Source organism: Mesorhizobium sp. M1C.F.Ca.ET.210.01.1.1, assembly GCF_004791585.1.
Taxonomy (GTDB): domain Bacteria; phylum Pseudomonadota; class Alphaproteobacteria; order Rhizobiales; family Rhizobiaceae; genus Mesorhizobium.
On the sequence record NZ_SRUU01000012.1, the window covers coordinates 115,790 to 135,460 of the forward strand.

The following is a 19,671-nucleotide window of genomic DNA, read 5'->3' on the forward strand; positions in this document are numbered from 1 at the left end:
CGTCTTTGCGAAAAGCGATGGCGCGCCCGAACGGGACGCGCCATCAAGTGATCATTTCTTCGGCAGCAATTTGATGCCGGGCGCCGGATTTTCCAGCGCGTCCTCATCCTGGCCTGCCGCCGGAATCTCGATCCAGCGCGCGGCGGCGCCGTCGCATTCCTGCACCACCGGGAAGTAGAGCATCTGCCCGGCCGGCAGGTCCGCCGCCAGAGACGCGCGGAAGACGAACTCGTCATAGAACTCGTCCGGCAGATTGCCGCCTCTCCAGTCGACCTCCTTGACGCCGGTTGTCAGCGTCTCGCCGTAGAGCTGGTACGACTTCTCGTACCTGCCTTTCTTGGTCTGCAACGTCCAGCCGGGCTTCGGCATCGGCTTCACCGAAATGACGCCTTCCGGGATCTGCACCCTGACCGCGGTCGTCGCCTTGCCTTCGCAGCCATGCGGCACGCGCAATACAGCCTTGTAGGTCGAGGCGACGGCCGCTTCCTGCGTTTCGAGCGTGATGTGCGCGAGCGCGGTGTTTGGTCCGAGCGCAAGAACGGCGCCCGCCGCTAAAAGATATTTCTTCATGAAAGTCCCTCTGAATTCGAAATGATCACTCGGCGTGATCGTCCATGCCGCCGCCCATGCCCTCGACGGCGAACTCGACCTTGATGCTGCCGGCCTTCTCGAAGGTCAGCGTCGCCGGGAATGTCTCGCCCTGTTTGGGCTGCCGCTTGAGGCCGACGAACATCAGGTGGTAGGCGCCTGGCTTCAGCGCGACCTTGCCGCCGGCCGGGATTTCCAACCCGCCGCTGACCGGCCGCATGGTCATGACGCCGTCCTTGACGCCCATCTCATGCAGTTCGGCCTTGTCGGAAATCTCGGAGGTGATCGACAGCAGCCGGTCGGGCGCATTGCCGTTGTTGGTGACGGTGAAATAGCCGCCGGCCACCTTGGCGCCCGGCGGGGTCGCGCGCGACCACGGGTGCCCGATTTCCAGGTCGCCAACCTTGAATTCATGCGCCAGGGCGCCGGGAACGCAGGCGAGCAGGAGAAGGAGGAGGAACACGGCAAGGCTGAAGTGTTCGAAGCCGCGCGGAAGCGGCCCGCGCTGGGTGTGCGCACGCGCTGCAGGAAGAAGATTGGACATGGTTGCTCCATGGGTATGAGATCGCGCCATCGTGCGGTCGCGAACGGTCTGAACTTGGATGAATGCATCCGCGAAAAGGTTCCGCGGATCGTGCGTCAGACCGTGGCCGGTGGCGCGCGCGGATTGGCTGGAGAGCGGTCGCGGGCGAAATCGAGATGCCGGAAGGAAGGCGGCGCAAAGGCGATCGCTTCGAACGCAAGGGTCCTGGCAAGCGCGCCGGTGTCCGGCGGCGGCAGATGCGCCGGCGAGACCATGCTGCAGCCCGCCGAACAGCAGGCCGGCAGATGTTGCTGATGTGAATCGCCGCCTGGGGGCGTGACCGCACCTTCGCGGGTGCAGATGACGTTGCCGAAGGCATCGAGCTGCGACGGCTCGCCAAATGCAAAGGCGCCGAGCGCCGACTGGAGCAACAGCATCAGCGCCGCGACGAACGCGGCCGGCGTGCTCCATCGTCTCAGCCGGATATCCAAAGGACTGCCTCTTTCCAGCAACTCGACCGACCCTAGCATGGGGCCAGCGGCCGGAAAATCGGCAAAACCGCACTGCGGCAACGCGGCGCGATACGTCCTCTCAGGCGGGCTGCACCTGCCGCCCTGCGGGAATCGAGCTCAGCAGCGTCTGGCGCGCCGACTTCAGGTGCTTGCGGCAGGCGGCGTCGACCTTGCCGGGATCGCGGGATTTCAATGCCGCGATATAGGCCAGGTGCTCCTGGACCGCGACCGCGTTGCGCTGGCGCTCCTCAGCCTTGTTCCACTGGTAGTGGTAGTGGAAGATCATCGCGATCACGTCGTAGAAATCGACGATGAAGCGGTTGTGCGAGGCGCGGTGGATGAGCCGGTGGAAGCGCTCGTCGAGCTCGGAGAATTCGTTGAACCGGGTGGCGATCTCGCTGGCGAGCTGACGGTGCTCCTCCTCCAACCCCTCGAGATCGGCCCAGACCGCGCTCTCCTGCGGCAGCGCGACGAAGGCCGCTGCCGAGCGGAGCTCGAACATCTCGCGGATTTCGGTCAGCTCCAGCGCGAAGGCCCGGGTGAACCCCTTCAGCACCCAGTGGCTGTTGCGCCGCTTCTCGATCAGGCCGAAGCGCGAGAAGCGGATCAGGAACTCACGCACGCTGGTGGTGCCGACGCCGATCTCGCGTGCCAGCTCCAGCTCGTTGATCTGCATGCCGGCCTCGGCACCCTCGGCAAGCAGCCGGCGCATGAATGAGCGCTCGATGATCTCGGCCAGCGAGTCGGTCTCTTCCTCGGGGAAGAAATCTTCCGGTTTCGGCACCCGCAGCACCGTCTTGCTGCGCTTGTTCCAGGCGATCAGCCCGGTTTCTTCCATGCGCGAAAGGATGCTGCGCACCGTGGTGCGGCTGACGCCGAGCAGCGTGCCGAGCTCGGGCTCCGACGGCAGGCTTTTGGTTTCGTCGAGCAGCCGCAGGCAGCGGTTGAAGGCGTCCTTGTAGACGTTGTTGCTCTTCGACATGCCCCGTATCCCCCAACGCTTGCGGCGGCCGGCCGGAAGCGCGATATGATCGGCGTTCCTAGCGCAAGCCCGCGAAATGCGGAAATCGAATTCCGCCGGCTTTGCAAACGGGCAACCGTGCCAAAGGGCGCGCGGCCCGCGCGATGAAAAAACAATTGACGCAAAAATGTTTTTTCACGATAAAAGACATTATCCTCAAACGGGCGCATGTCAATCCGCCCACATTCCCAGGTTTACCCAGGACAGCCGCCCGTGAACGCCGCAAACATCATACTTCTTTCCCCCGCCGACAATGTCGCGGTCGCCAATGGCCGCATCGAGATCGGCACAGCCTTGCCCGGCGGCGCGCTCGCGGTGGCGGCGATCGAACCCGGACACAAAGTGGCGATCAAGCCGATCGCGGCCGGCGAGGCGGTGGTCAAATATGCCCAGGCGATCGGCCGCGCCACGCAGGACATCGCGCCCGGCGAACATGTCCATTCGCACAATCTGGCCTTCGAGAGCGGCCGCCTGCCGGTGGTGCCGCCGAGCGAGGCCGAGCACGCCACCGAAGCCGACCGCAAGCGCACCTTCATGGGCTATCGCCGCGCCGACGGACGCGCCGGAACGCGCAACTTCATCGGCATCATCGCCAGCGTCAACTGCTCGTCCACCGTCTGCCGCGCGATCGCCGACGAGGCCAACCGCGTGCTTTTGCCGAAATATCCGGGCATCGACGGCTTCGTGCCGATCGTCCACGGCCAGGGCTGCGGCATGAGCGCCACCGGCGACGGCATGATGGTCCTGCACCGCACGCTCGCCGGCTACGCGCGCCATCCGAATTTCGGCGGCGTGCTCATGGTGGGGCTGGGCTGCGAGGTCAACCAGCTCACGCTCTACGGCCAGAAGGGCGTCGCCGCCGGCAAGCGGCACTTCAACATCCAGGAGGCCGGCGGCTCGCGCAAATCCGTCGAGCGGGCGATGGGCGTGCTGGCCGAGATCGCCGAGGAGGTCGGCCAGCTGCAGCGCGAGCCGATCCCGGTCTCGGAGATCGTCGTTGGCCTGCAATGCGGCGGCTCGGACGGCATGTCCGGCATTACCGCGAATCCGGCGCTGGGTGCCGCCGTCGATATTCTCGCCGGCGTCGGCGGCATAGGCATCCTTTCCGAGACCACAGAGATCTATGGCGCCGAGCATCTGCTTGCCTATCGCGCCGCCTCGCCCGAGATCGCCGCCAAGCTGGATAGCTATGTGAAGTGGTGGGAGGACCATGTCGCCAAGCACGGCGCCTCGATCGACAACAACCCCTCGCCCGGCAACAAGCGCGGCGGCCTGACCACAATTCTCGAGAAGTCGCTGGGCGCCGTCGCCAAGGGCGGCCAGACGCCTCTCAACGGCGTCTTCGGCTATGCCGAGAAGGTCACGGGCAGCGGCTTGGTGTTCATGGACACGCCCGGTTACGATCCGGTTTCCGCCACCGGACAGGTGGCGGGCGGCGCCAACATCATCGTCTTCACCACCGGCCGCGGGTCCTGCTTCGGTTGCCGGCCGACGCCGTCCATCAAGGTCGCCACCAACTCGACCATGTACCACCAGATGGAAGAAGACATGGACGTCAATTGCGGCGTCATCGCCTCGGGCGAGAAGACGATTGCCGGCATGGGCCGCGAGTTGTTCGAGCTGATCGTCGAGACGGCATCCGGCCGCAAGACCAAGAGCGAGGCGTTCGGCTACGGCGACAACGAGTTCGTGCCCTGGCATCTCGGCGCGACGCTCTAAGTACTTTCAAAAACAACGGCCGGTCGAACGGCAAGGGAGGCTTTGATGAACAAACGCCGGATCGGCACGACCGCGCTTGAGGTCACCGAAATCAGCTTCGGCGGCGCGGCTATCGGCGGCCTTTATCGCGCCTGTCCGCGCGAGCCCGCGATGGAGACGCTGCAGACGGCCTGGGATGGCGGCCTGCGCTATTTCGACACCGCGCCCTTCTACGGCTTCGGCCTGTCGGAGCGCCGCACCGGCGATTTCCTGCGCGAGAAGCCGCGCTCGTCCTACGTTCTCTCGACCAAGGTCGGGCGCCTGTTCCGGCCGGTGCCGGAAGACCAGGTTCCCGATCACTCCTATGTCGATCCGCTGCCCTTCGCGCTCGACTACGACTATTCCTATGACGGCATCATGCGCTCGGTGGACTTCTCCTACGCGCGGCTCGGCCTCAACAAAATAGACATCCTGTTCGTCCACGACATCGGCGTCTACACGCATGGCGTCGAGAAGACGAAGCTGCATTTCCGCCAGCTCATGGATGGCGGGCTGAAGGCGCTGGAAGAGCTGAAATCGTCCGGCACGATTTCCGCCTACGGCCTCGGCGTCAACGAGGTCCGGATCTGCCTCGACGTGCTCCGCCGCGCGCCGCTCGACTGCATCCTGCTTGCCAGCCGCTACTCGCTGCTCGACCGCAGCGCCGAGGCCGAATTGCTGCCGCTCTGCCGCGAAAGGCAGACCTCGCTGATCATCGGCGGCGTCTTCAACTCGGGCATATTGGCGACGGGCCCGGTGCATGGCGCCCATTTCGACTATCAGCCGGCGAGCAAGGACATCCTCGACCGGGTCGGCGCGATGGAAAGGATCGCGGGAGAAGGCGGCTACCCGCTGGCCGCCGCGGCGTTCCAGTTTCCGCTGCACGAGCCGGTTGTCGCCTCGGTGCTGACCGGCACGGCCAAGCCCGCCAATCTGACGCGCAACCTCGAACTGCTCGACATCAAGGTGCCGGCGGCGGAGTTCGCGAAATACGATCCTTATACGATCGTGCAGCAGCTTGGCTGAGAACCGGTGCAGCGCTCCCGCCCGCCATCACGCAAACGGCACCAAACAGCGCTTGCATCCGCCCGACCTTTGCACTATCAAAATATGGCAAATGTTTTTTATTGATAAAGTTCTGTTTGGGCCGCGCCTATCCAGACGGAGCATCCGCAACCCTAACCAGGCGACCTAGGGAGGATCCTAAATGAAATTCGTGACCAGCCTTCTCAACCGCCGCGCTTTCGTGGCACTTGCTGCCGCCTCGATGCTCGCTGGCGCGCTGCATTCCGCGCCGGCTTCGGCCGCAGACGTGACCATTCCGATCATCGTCAAGGACACCACTTCCTTCTACTGGCAGATCGTTTTGGCCGGCGCCCGCAAGGCCGGCAAGGATCTCGGCGTCAACGTGCCGGAGCTCGGCGCCCAGGCCGAGACCGACGTCAACGGCCAGATCTCGATCCTTGAGAACGCCGTCGCCGGCAATCCCGCCGCGGTCGTGATCGCGCCGACCGAGGCCAAGGCGCTCGGCAAGCCGATCGATGAGGCAGCTTCCAAGGTCAAGGTCATCGGCATCGACTCCAGCGCCGAATCCAAGGCCTTCACCTCCTTCCTGACCACCGACAACGTCCAGGGCGGTCGCGTTGCGGCTGACGGTCTGGCGGCGGCGATCGGCGCGGCCAATGGCGGCAAGGTCGAAGGCAAGGTAGCGCTGATCACCGCTCTCCCCGGCGCCGGCTCGCTCGAGCAGCGCTCGCAAGGCTTCAAGGAGCAGCTCAAGGCGAAATATCCCGGCCTCGAGCTCGTCGCCGACAAGTACGCCGACGGCCAGGCCACGACCGGCCTCAATATCGCGACCGACCTGATCACCGCCAATCCGGACCTCAAGGGCATCTTCGCCTCGAACCTGATCATGGCGCAGGGCGTCGGCCAGGCGATCGCCGAGAACAGCCTTGCCGGCAAGGTGGCGCTGATCGGCTTCGACAGCGACGAGAAGCTGATCAAGTTCTTGAACGACGGCGTCATCTCCGGCCTCGTCGTCCAGGATCCGTACCGGATGGGTTACGACGGCATCAAGACCGCGCTCGCCGCCTCGAAGGGCGAGAAGGTCGAGGCCAATGTCGACACCGGCGCCAACCTCGTCACCAAGGACAACATGAAGGAACCGAAGATCGACGCGCTGCTCAACCCGAAGCTGAACTGAGATCTTCGCGACAAATCGTTTCCGGGGCCTCGGCGCCCCGGAAACATCCGTTAGCGGCGGCTTGGCAATTTGCCCGCTTGGTTTACGCTGCGCCTTCTGGATGCGCGCTAGACGCATCGCTGCGTATCCTACGGTTAGGATCAATCTGGGAGGATTGTCATGACGTCGACGGCGCAGGAACTGCACCCCGCACCCACGCTGGAGCCGGGCAGGACGATCCTCGAGCTCAACGGCCTCGAAAAGCGCTATCCCGGCACGCATGCGCTGAAGCCCGTGCACCTTGCCTTCAAGTCGGGCGAGATCCACGCCATCGTCGGCGAGAACGGCGCCGGCAAATCGACGCTGATCAAGTTGCTCACCGGCGTCATGCCGCGCACCTCGGGCGAAGTGATCTGGGAGGGCAAGCCGGAGGCGCTGGCCACGCCGCATGAGGCGATGGCGCTTGGCATCAATGCCGTCCACCAGGAGGTCGTGCTCTGCCGCCACCTCACCGTCGCCGCAAACATGTTCCTCGGCGAGGAGAATTCCCGCTTCGGCCTGCTGCAGCAGCGCGCCATGGTCAAGGAAGCGCAGAAGATCATCGACGGCCTCGGCTTCGATCTGCCGGCGCATGTCGTTCTCGGCGACCTCACCATCGGCCAGCAGCAGCTGATCGCAGCGGCCCGCGCCACCGTGCGCGGCACAAAGTTCCTGATCTTCGACGAGCCGACCGCCTACCTCACCCGCAAGGAAGCCGACCAGCTTTTCAAGCTGATCCGCCGGCTGAAGGGCGAAGGCGTCACCATCATCTATATCAGCCACCGCATGGAGGAAGTGTTCGAGCTTGCCGACCGCGTTTCGGTGCTGCGCGACGGCACCCTTGTCGGCACCCGCGACATCGCCGAGACCAACGAGCCGGAGCTGGTCAAGCTGATGATCAACCGCTCGATCGAGCAGATCTATCACAAGGAGCACTTCACGCCGGGCGCGACTATCGTCGAGACGAGGAACCTCTCCGGCAAAGGCTTTGAGAATGTCTCGCTCACCGTCCGTGCCGGCGAGATCGTCGGCCTCTACGGGCTGATCGGCGCAGGCCGCAGCGAGTTCGTCACCACGCTCTATGGCCGACACAAAAAGTCGGCCGGCCAGATCCTGTGGGCAGGCAAGGAGGTGCAGGTCAACTCCGAGCACGACGCGATCCGGCTCGGCATGGCCCTCGCCCCCGAAAGCCGCCGCGACCAGGGCCTTTGCCTCAACCTGCCGGTGGGCACGAACCTCAACCTGCCGATCTACAAGCGCATCTCGAACAACCTTCTGATCTCCGGCTCGCGCGAGAAGGCCGAGGCCGACCGCCAGATCGCCGACCTCAGGATCAAGACCCCGACGCGTAGCGCGCTCGCCTCCAGCCTGTCGGGCGGCAACCAGCAGAAGATTGTCATCGGCAAGTGGCTGGCGCATGGCGCCAAGCTTTTCATCTTCGACGAGCCGACGGTCGGCGTCGATGTCGGCACCAAGGCCGAGATCTACCGCCTGTTCTCGACGCTGCTGTCGAAGGGCGCCGGCATCATCCTGATCTCGTCCTACCTGCCGGAAGTCTACGAGCTCGCCGATACGCTGCACGTGTTCCGGCGCGGCAAGCTGGTCGCCACGCATGGCTTCCGCACCGCAAGCCATGAGGACATTTTGGGTCAGGCGCTGGCCGAGAAACAAGAAAAGTCGGGAGGACAGAAATGAGCACCGAGGCGATCCCTGCCGAAAAAACCAAGCGCAATTTCAATGCCCTGTTCGGGCTGACGCTGCTTGGGCTGTTGCTGTTGATGTGGATCGTGCTGGCGGTCGCCACTCCATCCTTCGCCACGGCGCTTAACATCACCAACCTTCTGCGCCAGGGCTCGCTGATCGCCATCCTGGCGGTCGGCCAGACCTTCGTCATCATCACCGGCGGCATCGACCTATCCGTCGGCGCCGTCGTCGGCTTCACCACCGTCGTCGTCGCGCTTCTGATCAATGCGGGCTGGCCGATCTGGGCGGCGGTGCTGATCACCTTGCTGGTCGGCGTCGCCATCGGCCTGTTCCATGGCTTCGGCATCGTCAAGATGGGCCTGCCGCCCTTCATCATTACCTTGGCCACGATGACCTCGCTGCGCGGCATCGGCCTGTTGATGACCAACGGCAACTCGATCTCGATCAACAGCGACCCGTTCCAGGCTTTCTCGCGCGGCTCGCTGCTCGGCATACCCTATCTCTTCTGGATGGTGGTCCTGGTCGCGATACCGTCCTACGTCTTCCTGCACCACACGCGCTGGGGGCGCTACCTGTTCTCGGTCGGCTCCAATGCGGAGGCTGCGCGGCTTTCCGGCGTCAACGTCCCGCGCACCATCTTCATGGCCTATATCCTGTCCGGCCTGCTGGCCGCCTTCGTCGGCGTGCTGCTGGCATCCCGCATCGGCATCGGCAACCCGACGCAGGGCGACACCTATGAACTGCAGGCCATCGCATCCTCGGTGATCGGCGGCACCTCGCTGTTCGGCGCCATAGGCTCGGTGCATGGGCCGCTGATAGGCTCCTTCATCCTCTCCACGATCAACAACGGCGCCAACCTGCTCAACGTCAACACCTTCTGGCAGCGCGTCATCACCGGCGTTTTGATCATCGTCATCGTCTACTTCGACGGCCTGCGCCGTCGCGGCAAGTGAACCATCGTTGAAGCATCGCGTCGGCCCCATCGGCCTGCGCACTTTCTTGAACATCGGATTTGCCCATGAAAGCCGTCGTCTGCCGCTCGCCCGGCGACCTTGTCCTCGAAGACCGCGCCGCGCCCGGCGCGCCGCCCTCCGGCTGGGCGCGGGTCGCCGTCAGCCATGTCGGCATCTGCGGCACCGACTACCATATCTTCGAAGGCAAGCACCCTTTCCTCGCCTACCCGCGCATCATGGGCCACGAGGTCTCGGGCACGGTCGTCGAAAAAGGGGAAGGCGTCGCCCTCGCCGTGGGCGAGCCGGTGATCATCAATCCCTATCTGGCCTGCGGCAGATGCATTGCCTGCCGGCGCGGCAAGCCGAACTGCTGCGTGAGCATCGAGGTGCTCGGCGTGCATCGCGACGGCGCCATGTGCGACGAGATCCTAGTGCCGGCGCAGAACCTTTACCCGGCAAACGGCCTGTCGCTGGCCGATGCGGCGGCGGTCGAATTCCTGGCGATCGGCGCCCATGCGGTGCGGCGTTCGCTTGCCGCCCCCGGTCAGCGCACGCTGGTCATCGGCGCCGGCCCGATTGGACTCGGCACGGCCCTTTTTGCGCGCATCGCCGGGCTCGACGTCAGCCTGCTCGACATGAGCACCGAACGGCTCGGTTTCGCCGAAAGCGAACTCGGCTTTGCCGCGCTCGATGGTTCGAAGGCATCGCCGGCCGAACTGGTCAGGCACGCGACGGATGGGGAAGGCTTCGACCTCGTCTTCGACGCCACCGGCAACACCCAATCGGTGCAATCGGCCTTCGCCCATGTCGCTCATGGCGGCGCGCTGGTACTGGTCAGCGTCGTCAAGGACGACATCACCTTTTCCGACCCCGAGTTCCACAAGCGCGAGATGACGCTAATCGGTAGCCGCAACGCGCTGAGAGCCGACTTCGACCACGTCGCCGCTTCGATCCGCGACGGCGCCGTGCCGCTGGCGAAGCTCGTCACGCATCGCACGACCCTTGCCGGCACGCCGCGCGATCTGTCGCGATGGGCGCATGAGAAGTCCGGCCTGATCAAGGCCGTCATCGAAGTCGGATAGAGGATTCCAGGCACCGAAATTTCGCATCAGACGATGCCCGAGCGGATCGCATGACGTGGAGATTAGCCGAAGCGCTGTCCCTTCGTCATCCCACGGGCGAAGCAAGGAGCGTAGCGACGCAGCGCAGACCCGAGTATCCATTCCGTGACTTCGACGCGTTGCAACGATCCAGAATTCTGCTCCGCTGCGCCTCGCGATCGGGCATGGATCCTCGGGTCTGCGCTCCGCTTCGCGTCGCTCTGCCCGTGGATGACGACCGCTGGGGTTATCGCCCGACGACGTTAAAAGCTAATCGTTCGCCGACAGCCTGAGCTCCACCCGCTCCGCCGGAAACCGCGATTCCGCGAACTGGATCGGCTGGCCGTCCAGCGTGACGTTGACGGCGACCGTCACCAGCACGATGGCGCCGGGCTGCAGGTCGAGATCGGCAAGATCGGCGGCGTCGGCGTGGCGCGCCGAGAGCACGGTCGATTGCCTCAGATAGTCGTTGATGCCGAAGCGCTTGAGCGAGGCGGTGACCGATCCCGTCTCGGCCATTGCCGCCGCGATGCCGCCAAAGCGCTTGGCATCGAACCACGTCGTTGCCCGCGACACCGGATGCCCATCGGCCTCGCCGCGCGTTTCCAGGCGGATCACGGCGACCCCGTTTGCGATGCCGAGCGCTTCGGCGATGCGCCGGTCGGCCGGCTCGGTCGATGACGACAGCAGCGCGATGTGGCGTTCGGTCGTCTGTCCCTGCAATCCGGTCGAGAACCGCGTGCGCGCGCCGATCGGATAGGACAGCCGCTTGCGCGACAAAACGAAGGTGCCGCGCCCTTGCTCGGCCCTCAGCACGCCTTCCTGCACCAGTGCGGCAATGGCGCTGCGCACCGTGTGGCGGTTGACGCCGTAGCGTTCCGCCAGAGCGACCTCGGGCGGCAGCGCCGCATTCGCGGCGAAATCGCCGTTCGCGATTCCCTGCAGGATCCTGTCGGCGATCTGCCGCCACAGCGATACGCCACTGCGCCTTTCGATGCTGCTCGCCAGCCCGATCATATCCCCGCCCCCAACGTCTTCCCCCTGACTTTTGCGCCTCTTGTCATCCACCCGTCATGGACTCTCGTTACGAGATGAATATAATTTGTATAGTTGTCTATATCAATGGACAAATTACCCATGCCAGGAGTGAAGCGATGCGAGGACAGAAAGCACGCGAGCAAGCCGAGCGGAAAGCAGTGATGGCGACGCTGGCGCAGGCGAAGGCCGAGGAGATCGCGCGCCTATGGAGCGAGGCTGGACTGCCCTCCGAGGTCGAGCTGCTGCGCGGTCCCGAAACCGGGCTGGTCACCGTGCGCGGGCGGATCGGCGGCGGCGGCGCGCCCTTCAATGTCGGCGAGGCGACTGTCACCCGCGCCACCGTGCGGCTGCCTTCCGGACAGGTCGGCCACTCCTATGCGCTCGGCCGCGACAAGGGCAAGGCAAAGCTCACGGCTATCGCCGATGCGCTGTGGCAGGACCCGGCGCATCGCGAAACGATCGAAACGAAGCTCGTCAGACCATTGCGGACAGCACTCGAAGAGGCGCGCGAAAAACGGCGCGTCGAGGCGGCGGCGACGAAAGTCGATTTCTTCACCATGGTGCGCGGAGAGGACTGATGGATATCGCCACGCAATCGATCGAAGGCGGTTTCGCCGATCCGGTGTTCAACGCGCAAACCGTGTTCCGCGCCGTCATGGACGCGATGGCGCGCCCCGGCAGCGTTCAGGCTCTGTCGCCGCTCGCCCATCCGCCGGCGCCGCTGTCGGCGACCGCCGGTGCCGTGGCGCTTTCGCTTTGCGACAACGACACGCCGGTCTGGCTCGACCCGCGCCTGCAGGCCGAAGCCTCGGTCAAGGCCTGGCTCGGCTTTCACACCGGCTCGCCCTTGGCCAACACACCCGCCGACGCGCATTTCGCGATAGTGGCCAACCCGGCGGAGATGGCGGCGCTCGACGGCTTTTCGCAAGGCACGCAGGAATATCCGGACCGCTCGACGACGCTGGTCCTTTTGGTCGATGATCTCGCCTCCGGTCCATCGCTGCTGCTCGAAGGACCGGGCATCGAGAAGACCGCGATGATCGCGCCGACCGGTATGCCGCGGCATTTCGTCGAGCAGTGGAGACAGAACAACCAGCGTTTTCCGCGCGGCGTCGACATCGTCCTGGCGGCGCCCGGCAGCCTCGCCTGCCTGCCGCGCACCACCCGCATCAAGACGATGGAGGCCTGACATGTATGTCGCGGTGAAAGGCGGCGAAGCCGCAATCGCCAACGCCCATCGCCTGCTTGCCGATCGCCGGCGCGGCGACCGCTCGGTGCCGGCGCTGCGCCTCGACCAGATCGTCGAGCAACTGGCGCTCGGCGTCGACAGGGTGATGAGCGAAGGCTCGCTCTACGATCGCGAGCTTGCCGCTTTAGCCGTCGTCCAGGCGCGCGGCGACATGATCGAGGCGATCTTCCTGGTGCGCGCCTATCGCACCACCTTGCCGCGCTTCGGCTATACCAGCCCGGTCGACACCGGCGCCATGCAGGTCGAGCGGCGCGTATCCGCCGCCTACAAGGACCTGCCCGGCGGCCAGGTGCTCGGCCCGACCTTCGACTACACGCATCGCCTGCTCGATCCGGAGCTTGCCGCCGGCGCCGATGTCGAGGCGCCCGCGCAGCGCCCGGTCGAAGCCGAGGCGATGCCGAGCGTCTCCTCGATCCTCGCCCATGAGGGCCTGATCGAAGCCGACGGCGACATGCCGCTCGACCATGTGCCCGGCGACATCACGCGCGAGCCGCTGCAGTTCCCGATGGCGCGCGACATCCGCCTGCAAGCGCTGTCGCGCGGCGACGAAGGTTTTCTGCTGGCGCTCGGCTATTCGACGCAGCGCGGCTATGCCCGCAACCATCCTTTCGCCGGCGAGGTGCGCATCGGCGAGGTCGAGCTCGAGCTGGACATACCGGAACTGCCGTTTGCCGTGCCGATCGGTTCCATCCGCGTCACCGAGTGCCAGATGGTCAACCAGTTCAAGGGCTCGGCCAAGGCGCCGCCGCAATTCACCCGCGGCTACGGCCTCGTCTTCGGTCAGAGCGAGCGCAAGGCGATGGCCATGGCGCTATGCGACCGGGCGCTGCGCGCGAGCGAGCTCGGCGAGGATGTCGTCGCCGCCGCGCAGGACGAGGAGTTCGTCATCTCGCACTCCGACAATGTTCAGGCGACCGGTTTCGTCGAGCATCTGAAGCTGCCGCACTATGTCGACTTCCAGGCCGAGCTCGATCTGGTCCGCCGCATGCGTGCCGAATACGAAGCGCGGGAGAGTTCCGACACGGCAGAAGAGAAGAGGGAGGCCGCGGAATGAACGCGCAACCGACAGAGATCGCCACCTACAACTTCGCCTATCTTGACGAGCAGACGAAGCGGATGATCCGCCGGGCAATCCTCAAGGGCATCGCCATTCCAGGCTACCAGGTGCCCTTCGCCTCTCGCGAGATGCCGATGCCCTATGGCTGGGGCACCGGCGGCGTACAGGTCACCGCCTCGATCATCGGCCCGGATGACGTGCTGAAGGTCATCGACCAGGGCGCCGACGACACCACCAACGCCGTCTCGATCCGCGCCTTCTTCAAGAAGGTCGCCAATGTCGCCGTCACCACCGAGACGGCTGCGGCGACGATCATCCAGACCCGCCACCGCATCCCAGAGCATCCGCTGACGGCGCGACAGGTGCTGGTCTTCCAGGTGCCGATCCCCGAGCCGCTGCGCTTCCTCGAGCCGCGCGAGACCGAGACCCGCAAGATGCATGCTCTCGAGGAATACGGCCTCATGCATGTGAAGCTCTATGAGGACATCGCCAGGCACGGCCGCATCGCCACCACCTACGCTTATCCGGTCAAGGTCGAGGGCCGCTACGTGATGGATCCGTCGCCGACGCCGAAATTCGACAATCCGAAGATGCATCGTTCGCCGGCCTTGCAACTGTTCGGTGCCGGCCGCGAAAAGCGCATCTACGCCGTGCCGCCTTTCACCGACGTCGTCAGCCTCGATTTCGAGGATCACCCGTTCGAGGTGCAGACCTTCGACCAGCCCTGCGCGCTCTGCGCCGCCGAGAATGTCTATCTCGACGAGGTCATCCTCGATGATCATGGCGGCCACATGTTCGTCTGCTCCGACACTGATCATTGCGAGAAGCGGCGCGCCGACCCTACCTCCCCCTTGTGGGGAGGTCGCGCCGAAGGCGCGGGTGGGGGTAGCCTGGCGACGCCCCCTACAACCCCCACCCCGGCGCTGCGCGCCGACCCTCCTCGCAAGGGGGAGGGTAAGGAGGCCGAATGACCGACGAACCGCTGCTGCGCGTCTCGGCACTTTCCAAATTCTACGGCTCGCGCGTCGGTTGCGAGAATGTCTCGTTCGACCTCTGGCCGGGCGAGGTGCTGGCGGTGGTCGGTGAATCGGGCTCGGGCAAGACGACGCTGCTCAACTGCCTGTCGACCAGGCTGCTGCCGTCCTCCGGCACGGCAAGCTACCGCATGCGTGACGGCCAGTGGCGCGAGCTCTACCGCATGAGCGAGGCCGAACGCCGCTTCCTGATGCGCACGGACTGGGGGTTCGTCCACCAGAACCCGGCGGACGGGCTGCGCATGACGGTGTCGGCCGGCGCCAATGTCGGCGAGCGGCTAATGGCGGTCGGCGACCGCCACTACGGTAGGATCCGCGCCACCGCGGTCGACTGGCTGTCACGGGTCGAGATCGACGAGGACCGCATCGACGACGAGCCGCGCGCCTTTTCCGGCGGCATGCGCCAGCGCCTGCAGATCGCCCGCAACCTAGTGACCGGGCCGCGGCTGGTGTTCATGGACGAGCCGACAGGCGGCCTGGACGTTTCGGTGCAGGCGCGTCTGCTCGATCTGCTGCGCGGGCTGGTCACCGATCTCGGCCTCGCCGCTATCGTCGTCACCCACGACCTCGCCGTGGCGCGGCTCTTGTCGCAGCGCATGATGGTGATGAAGGACGGCCGTGTCGTCGAAAGCGGTCTCACCGACCGCGTGCTCGACGATCCGCGCGCGCCTTACACGCAGCTTCTCGTTTCTTCGATCCTGCAGGTTTGACGATGCCGACACCTCTCGTTGTCTCCGATGTCGCAAAAAGCTTCACCATGCATCTGCGCGACGGCGTCACGCTGCCGGTGGTGGCGGGCGTTTCCTTCTCGATCCGCGCCGGCGAATGCGCCGTGCTCGGCGGCCCGTCCGGCGCGGGGAAAAGCTCGATCCTGAAGATGCTTTACGGCAACTACGCCGTCGACGAAGGCCAGATCATCGTCCAGCACGAGGGCGGGCTGATCGACCTTGGCTCGGCCAGTCCGCGCACCGTGCTTGCCGTGCGCCGCAGCACCATCGGCTATGTCAGCCAGTTCCTGCGCACCGTGCCGCGCGTCTCGGCGCTCGACGTCGTCGCCGGACCGCTGGTCGAGCGCGGCGAGAATCGCGAAGGCGCGCGGGAGAAGGCTCGTTCCCTGTTGGCGCAATTGAACCTGCCGGAGAAACTCTGGGCCCTGCCGCCCGCGACCTTCTCCGGCGGCGAGCAGCAGCGCGTCAACATCGCGCGTGGCTTCATAACCGAGCATCCGATCCTGCAGCTCGACGAGCCGACGGCTTCGCTCGACGCCAAAAATCGCGACGTCGTGGTCGACCTCATCGCCGCCAAGAAGGCGGCGGGCGTCGCCCTGCTCGGCATCTTCCATGACCAGGATGTGCGCGAAGCGGTGGCCGACCGCGTCATCGACGTCACCGCCTTCGCCGCAGGCAGGATCGCCGCATGACCAGGAAATTGTCCGAGACGCCGCTGGTTCATCCGACTGCGCAGGTCGAGAATTCGACACTGGGACGCTGGACCGAGATCGCCGAGCGTAGTCGCGTCTCGGAAAGCGGGCTCGGCGACTATTCCTACATGATGCAGGACTGCGCCGTCTGGTGCGCCACCATTCGAAAGTTCTCCAACATCGCGGCAAGCGTGCGCATCAACGCCACCAACCATCCGACCTGGCGGCCGACGCTGCACCACTTCACCTACCGCGCCTCCGACTATTGGGACGACGCCGAGCATGAGAGCGAGTTCTTCGCGCAGCGCCGCGCCAAACGCGTCACCATCGGCCACGATACCTGGCTCGGCCACGGCTCGACCATCCTGCCCGGCGTCACCGTCGGCGATGGCGCGGCGGTCGGCGCGGGAGCGGTCGTATCGAAGGATGTCGCGCCCTACACCATCGTCGCCGGCGTGCCGGCAAAACCGATCCGCGAGCGCTTCGACCGCCGCACCGCCGAGCGCTACCAGGCGCTCGCCTGGTGGGATTGGGACCATGCCCGGCTGCGCGCCGCGCTCGACGATTTCCGCGAGTTGTCGGCCGAGGCGTTTCTGGAGAAGCATAGCGCCTGAGTGTGCTGAGTGGTGAATGGCCGCACCGAGTGAGTTTCTTGTTGCCATTCACCATTCACACCTTTGACACACGACTCGGACAGGACACCGTCTCCCTAGGGAGATCGCCTATGCTCGCCACAGTCAGACCCTTGCTTGCCTCCTTCTTCGAAGGCACCAACCCGGTTCCGCCCGTGCATCTCGGCACCCGCTACGACACATCGGGCAACTTCCTTTTCGAGCCCGGCAACACGGTGGTCAGCCACCTCGTCGGGGGATCTCCTTCCGAGGCCGCCGTCATTGCGGTGCGCGAGCGCATTCGCGCCATGGCCGACGCCGATCGCCTGGCCTTCACGCCGATCTCCAGCCTGCACATGACCCTGTTCCAGGGTATCATCGAATACCGGCGCCGCGTTCCCTACTGGCCAGCCGATGTGCCGCTCGACACCAGCATTGACGACATGACGCGGCTCTATCTCGAGCGCCTCCAGGGCTTCGAGGGCAACGGTGCGTTCAGGATAAAGACCATCGGCGTCACGCCGAACGGCCTGACCGTCGCTGGTGCCACGGAAAAGGACCGTGCCATCCTCAAGGCCTGGCGCGATGCGCTGTCGGTACCGTTCGGCTACCGCCATCCGGATCACGACACTTATGTCTTCCACATCACTTTCGCCTACCAGATCCGGCGCCTCGCCGACGAACGTGCGGCCGCCTGGCAGGATCTGTTCGACGATTGCCTGTCGTTCCTCGAACGCGAGGCTCCGGTGATCGAAATGCGCCCGCCGGCTTTCTGCAGCTTCAAGGACATGAAGCATTTCGAGGAATTGCTGGTCCTCGGCTGACCCTATGCATGCCGCCAAGACTGCGCAGCGGTTTTCGGACAACGACATACATAAACAAGGATGGCCTGTGGGACGTAACAAAACTGACATCAATCCGACACCCCAGCTTCATGGTGCTGCGCTAGCGAAGGTTAACCGACCTTCGAAACCGCGACGTACCGGAGTTTTGCCATGTCAGCATCATCGGCCACGCTGGAAATTCGCGGCGTAACCCGACGATTTGGCAAGAACACCGCCGTCAGCGATATCAACATCTCGATCCCGCAGGGTCAGATGGTCGGCATCATCGGCCGTTCCGGCGCCGGCAAGTCGACGTTGCTGCGTATGATCAACCGTCTTATCGACCCCAGCCAGGGGTCGATTTTTTTTGACGGCGCCGAGGTTTCCCGCCTGCAGGGCTCGCCGCTGCGGCGCTGGCAGCGCGACTGCGCCATGATCTTCCAGCAGTTCAACCTTGTGCCGCGCCTCGACGTACTGACCAATGTGCTGCTCGGCCGGCTGAACCACCGCTCAACGCTCTCAAACCTGCTTGGCCTGTTTTCGCGCGTCGAATGCGCCGAAGCGGTGGCCGCGCTCGAGCGCCTCGACATCGCCCGCACGGCGCTGCAGCCGGCCGGCACGCTTTCCGGCGGCCAGCAGCAGCGCGTCGCGATAGCGCGCGCCATGATGCAGCAGCCAAAAGTGGTTCTGGCCGACGAGCCGATCGCCTCCCTCGACCCGCTCAATGCCAAGGTGGTGATGGATTCGCTGCGCGACATCAACCTTCGCGAAGGCATCACCGTCGTCACCAACCTGCATACGCTGGACACCGCCCGCGCCTACTGCAGCCGCATCATCGGCATGGCCGCCGGCAAGGTCGTGTTCGACGGCGCGCCCGAGGATCTTGACCGCGACGCCGTGCGCACGGTCTATGGCGCCGACGCCAACGGCGCCGATATCTCCGAAGCCATCACGTCGACCAGCGTCACCATCAAGCCGAAGATCACTGCATCCGCCGGACCGCTCGAACCGGCCTTCCCTGGCTACTGAGTCCACTGCCCGGGCCGAGGCGATTCCGGGCAATCGTGGTTCTCAGCAAGAGCAACCCGGATCGCCCGCCCGCGTCAAAGGCTGAACTCAGAATTCGAACGCTGCCGGCGCGAAGCCGGCAAAACAGGAGAGAGGTCAAAATGTTCAGGAAGATGGTTTTTGGCGCCGTATCGTTGCTCGCCATGGCGGCCAGCGCCGCGCATGCCGCCGACATCAAGGAGTTCCGCGTCGGCATCCTCGGCGGCGAGAACGAAACCGACCGTCTGCGCAACTACCAGTGCCTTGCCGACCACCTGAAGGCCGAATTCGGCTTCGAGAAGGTATCGCTGTTCCCGGCCGCCGACTATGACGGCGTCATCCAGGGCCTGCTCGGCGGCACACTCGACTTCGCCGAGCTCGGCGCGTCCGGCTACGCCAGCGTCTACCTCAAGGACCCGAAGGCCGTCACCCCGATCCTCACCACCAAGCAGACCGACGGCTCGACCGGCTACTATTCGATCGGCCTGGCGCTGAAGACGTCCGGCATCACCGACATCAAGTCGGCCAAGGGCAAGAAGCTCGGCTATGCCGACCCGGATTCGACCTCGGGCTATCTGATCCCGCTGACCCAGATTCCGAAGGACACCGGCGCGTCCAACGAGACCTACTTCGCCTCGACCCAGTTCAACGGCGGCCATGAAAACAACGTGCTGGCCGTCCGCGACGGCAAGGTCGACGTGGCGGTGGACGATTCCTCCGGCATCGGCGATTTCAAGAACGGCTACACCTCCGGCACCTTCCACAAGGAGGTCGCCAAGGGCGCCGTCGACCCGAACGACTTTGTGGAAGTGTGGCGCTCGGGTCTGATCCCGAACGGTCCGCTGGTCGTGCGCACCGCGCTCGGCACCGAAATGACCGCCAAGCTCACCGATTTCTTTACCGCCCTGCCGGTCAAGGACAAGGCCTGCTTCGAAGGCGTCGAGGGCGGCGATTTCACCGGCTACGTTCCGGTGAAGCCGGACTTCTACAACGTCATCGTCGAAGCCCGCAAAGCCGCTATCGGCGGCTGAT

General features: G+C 65.0%; 21 protein-coding genes. 16 read left to right on the top strand and 5 right to left on the bottom strand.

Annotated features, from left to right (window positions below):
• Positions 1-51: 51 nt before the first annotated feature.
• The 4 genes from EN853_RS15890 to EN853_RS15905 form a co-directional block, all read right to left on the bottom strand.
• The gene (locus EN853_RS15890; protein ID WP_127860701.1) at positions 52-570 is read right to left on the bottom strand and encodes a YcnI family protein; all 519 of its coding nucleotides are present in this window, start codon (positions 568-570) and stop codon (positions 52-54) included.
• Positions 571-595: 25 nt separating this feature from the next.
• The gene (locus tag EN853_RS15895) at positions 596-1,132 is read right to left on the bottom strand and encodes a copper chaperone PCu(A)C (RefSeq protein ID WP_127860702.1); all 537 of its coding nucleotides are present in this window, start codon (positions 1,130-1,132) and stop codon (positions 596-598) included.
• A 95-nt stretch (positions 1,133-1,227) separates the two neighbouring features.
• Positions 1,228-1,548 carry a hypothetical protein gene (locus tag EN853_RS15900; protein ID WP_127860777.1) on the bottom strand — a complete coding sequence of 107 codons (321 nt, stop codon included), beginning with the start codon at positions 1,546-1,548 and terminating at the stop codon, positions 1,228-1,230.
• A 154-nt stretch (positions 1,549-1,702) separates the two neighbouring features.
• Positions 1,703-2,605 (bottom strand): GntR family transcriptional regulator, encoded by a 903-nt coding sequence (locus EN853_RS15905; protein ID WP_127860703.1) that lies wholly within the window; start codon positions 2,603-2,605, stop codon positions 1,703-1,705.
• Positions 2,606-2,857: 252 nt separating this feature from the next.
• Here EN853_RS15905 and EN853_RS15910 point away from each other — a divergent pair, with 252 nt between their 5' ends.
• From EN853_RS15910 to EN853_RS15935, 6 genes are all read left to right on the top strand, one after another.
• Positions 2,858-4,363 (top strand): altronate dehydratase family protein, encoded by a 1,506-nt coding sequence (locus tag EN853_RS15910; protein WP_127860704.1) that lies wholly within the window; start codon positions 2,858-2,860, stop codon positions 4,361-4,363.
• 45 nt (positions 4,364-4,408) lie between these two features.
• A complete protein-coding gene (locus tag EN853_RS15915) occupies positions 4,409-5,407 on the top strand; it encodes an aldo/keto reductase (protein ID WP_127860705.1) in 999 nt (332 codons plus the stop codon).
• Between the two features lie 181 nt (positions 5,408-5,588).
• Entirely contained in the window at positions 5,589-6,584 is a 996-nt protein-coding gene (locus EN853_RS15920) for an ABC transporter substrate-binding protein (RefSeq protein WP_127860706.1), read from the top strand.
• 159 nt (positions 6,585-6,743) lie between these two features.
• Entirely contained in the window at positions 6,744-8,297 is a 1,554-nt protein-coding gene (locus tag EN853_RS15925) for a sugar ABC transporter ATP-binding protein (protein ID WP_127860707.1), read from the top strand.
• On the top strand, positions 8,294-9,259 hold the full coding sequence (locus EN853_RS15930; protein WP_127860708.1) for an ABC transporter permease: 966 nt from the start codon (positions 8,294-8,296) through the stop codon (positions 9,257-9,259). The genes EN853_RS15925 and EN853_RS15930 overlap by 4 nt, the downstream gene beginning before the upstream one ends.
• Positions 9,260-9,324: 65 nt before the next feature.
• On the top strand, positions 9,325-10,341 hold the full coding sequence (locus EN853_RS15935) for a zinc-binding alcohol dehydrogenase family protein (protein WP_127860709.1): 1,017 nt from the start codon (positions 9,325-9,327) through the stop codon (positions 10,339-10,341).
• A 288-nt stretch (positions 10,342-10,629) separates the two neighbouring features.
• Here EN853_RS15935 and phnF read toward each other — a convergent pair whose 3' ends face one another.
• Entirely contained in the window at positions 10,630-11,376 is a 747-nt protein-coding gene (gene phnF / locus EN853_RS15940; RefSeq protein ID WP_127860710.1) for a phosphonate metabolism transcriptional regulator PhnF, read from the bottom strand.
• A gap of 137 nt (positions 11,377-11,513) precedes the next feature.
• Between phnF and phnG the strand changes: the two genes are divergently transcribed.
• The 10 genes from phnG to phnD all read left to right on the top strand — a co-directional run bounded on the left by phnG (position 11,514) and on the right by phnD (position 19,670).
• Positions 11,514-11,975, top strand: coding sequence for a phosphonate C-P lyase system protein PhnG (gene phnG, locus EN853_RS15945; RefSeq protein ID WP_127860711.1), 462 nt, complete (start codon positions 11,514-11,516; stop codon positions 11,973-11,975).
• Positions 11,975-12,586, top strand: coding sequence for a phosphonate C-P lyase system protein PhnH (gene phnH / locus EN853_RS15950; protein ID WP_127860712.1), 612 nt, complete (start codon positions 11,975-11,977; stop codon positions 12,584-12,586). The genes phnG and phnH overlap by 1 nt, the downstream gene beginning before the upstream one ends.
• A 1-nt stretch (position 12,587) precedes the next feature.
• Positions 12,588-13,700 (top strand): carbon-phosphorus lyase complex subunit PhnI, encoded by a 1,113-nt coding sequence (locus EN853_RS15955; RefSeq protein WP_127860713.1) that lies wholly within the window; start codon positions 12,588-12,590, stop codon positions 13,698-13,700.
• Positions 13,697-14,674 (top strand): alpha-D-ribose 1-methylphosphonate 5-phosphate C-P-lyase PhnJ, encoded by a 978-nt coding sequence (locus EN853_RS15960; RefSeq protein ID WP_127860714.1) that lies wholly within the window; start codon positions 13,697-13,699, stop codon positions 14,672-14,674. Before EN853_RS15955 ends, EN853_RS15960 begins: the two co-directional genes overlap by 4 nt.
• The gene (gene phnK / locus EN853_RS15965; RefSeq protein WP_040987384.1) at positions 14,671-15,447 is read left to right on the top strand and encodes a phosphonate C-P lyase system protein PhnK; all 777 of its coding nucleotides are present in this window, start codon (positions 14,671-14,673) and stop codon (positions 15,445-15,447) included. The genes EN853_RS15960 and phnK overlap by 4 nt, the downstream gene beginning before the upstream one ends.
• A 2-nt stretch (positions 15,448-15,449) precedes the next feature.
• Positions 15,450-16,157 carry a phosphonate C-P lyase system protein PhnL gene (phnL, locus tag EN853_RS15970; RefSeq protein ID WP_127860715.1) on the top strand — a complete coding sequence of 236 codons (708 nt, stop codon included), beginning with the start codon at positions 15,450-15,452 and terminating at the stop codon, positions 16,155-16,157.
• Positions 16,154-16,771, top strand: a complete 618-nt coding sequence (locus tag EN853_RS15975; RefSeq protein WP_127860716.1) for a DapH/DapD/GlmU-related protein — start codon at positions 16,154-16,156, stop codon at positions 16,769-16,771. Before phnL ends, EN853_RS15975 begins: the two co-directional genes overlap by 4 nt.
• Positions 16,772-16,881: 110 nt before the next feature.
• Positions 16,882-17,592, top strand: a complete 711-nt coding sequence (locus tag EN853_RS15980) for a DUF1868 domain-containing protein (RefSeq protein WP_127860717.1) — start codon at positions 16,882-16,884, stop codon at positions 17,590-17,592.
• Positions 17,593-17,763: 171 nt separating this feature from the next.
• Positions 17,764-18,621 carry a phosphonate ABC transporter ATP-binding protein gene (gene phnC / locus EN853_RS15985; protein WP_127860718.1) on the top strand — a complete coding sequence of 286 codons (858 nt, stop codon included), beginning with the start codon at positions 17,764-17,766 and terminating at the stop codon, positions 18,619-18,621.
• Between the two features lie 140 nt (positions 18,622-18,761).
• Positions 18,762-19,670 carry a phosphonate ABC transporter substrate-binding protein gene (phnD, locus tag EN853_RS15990; protein WP_127860719.1) on the top strand — a complete coding sequence of 303 codons (909 nt, stop codon included), beginning with the start codon at positions 18,762-18,764 and terminating at the stop codon, positions 19,668-19,670.
• Position 19,671 lies beyond the last annotated feature (1 nt).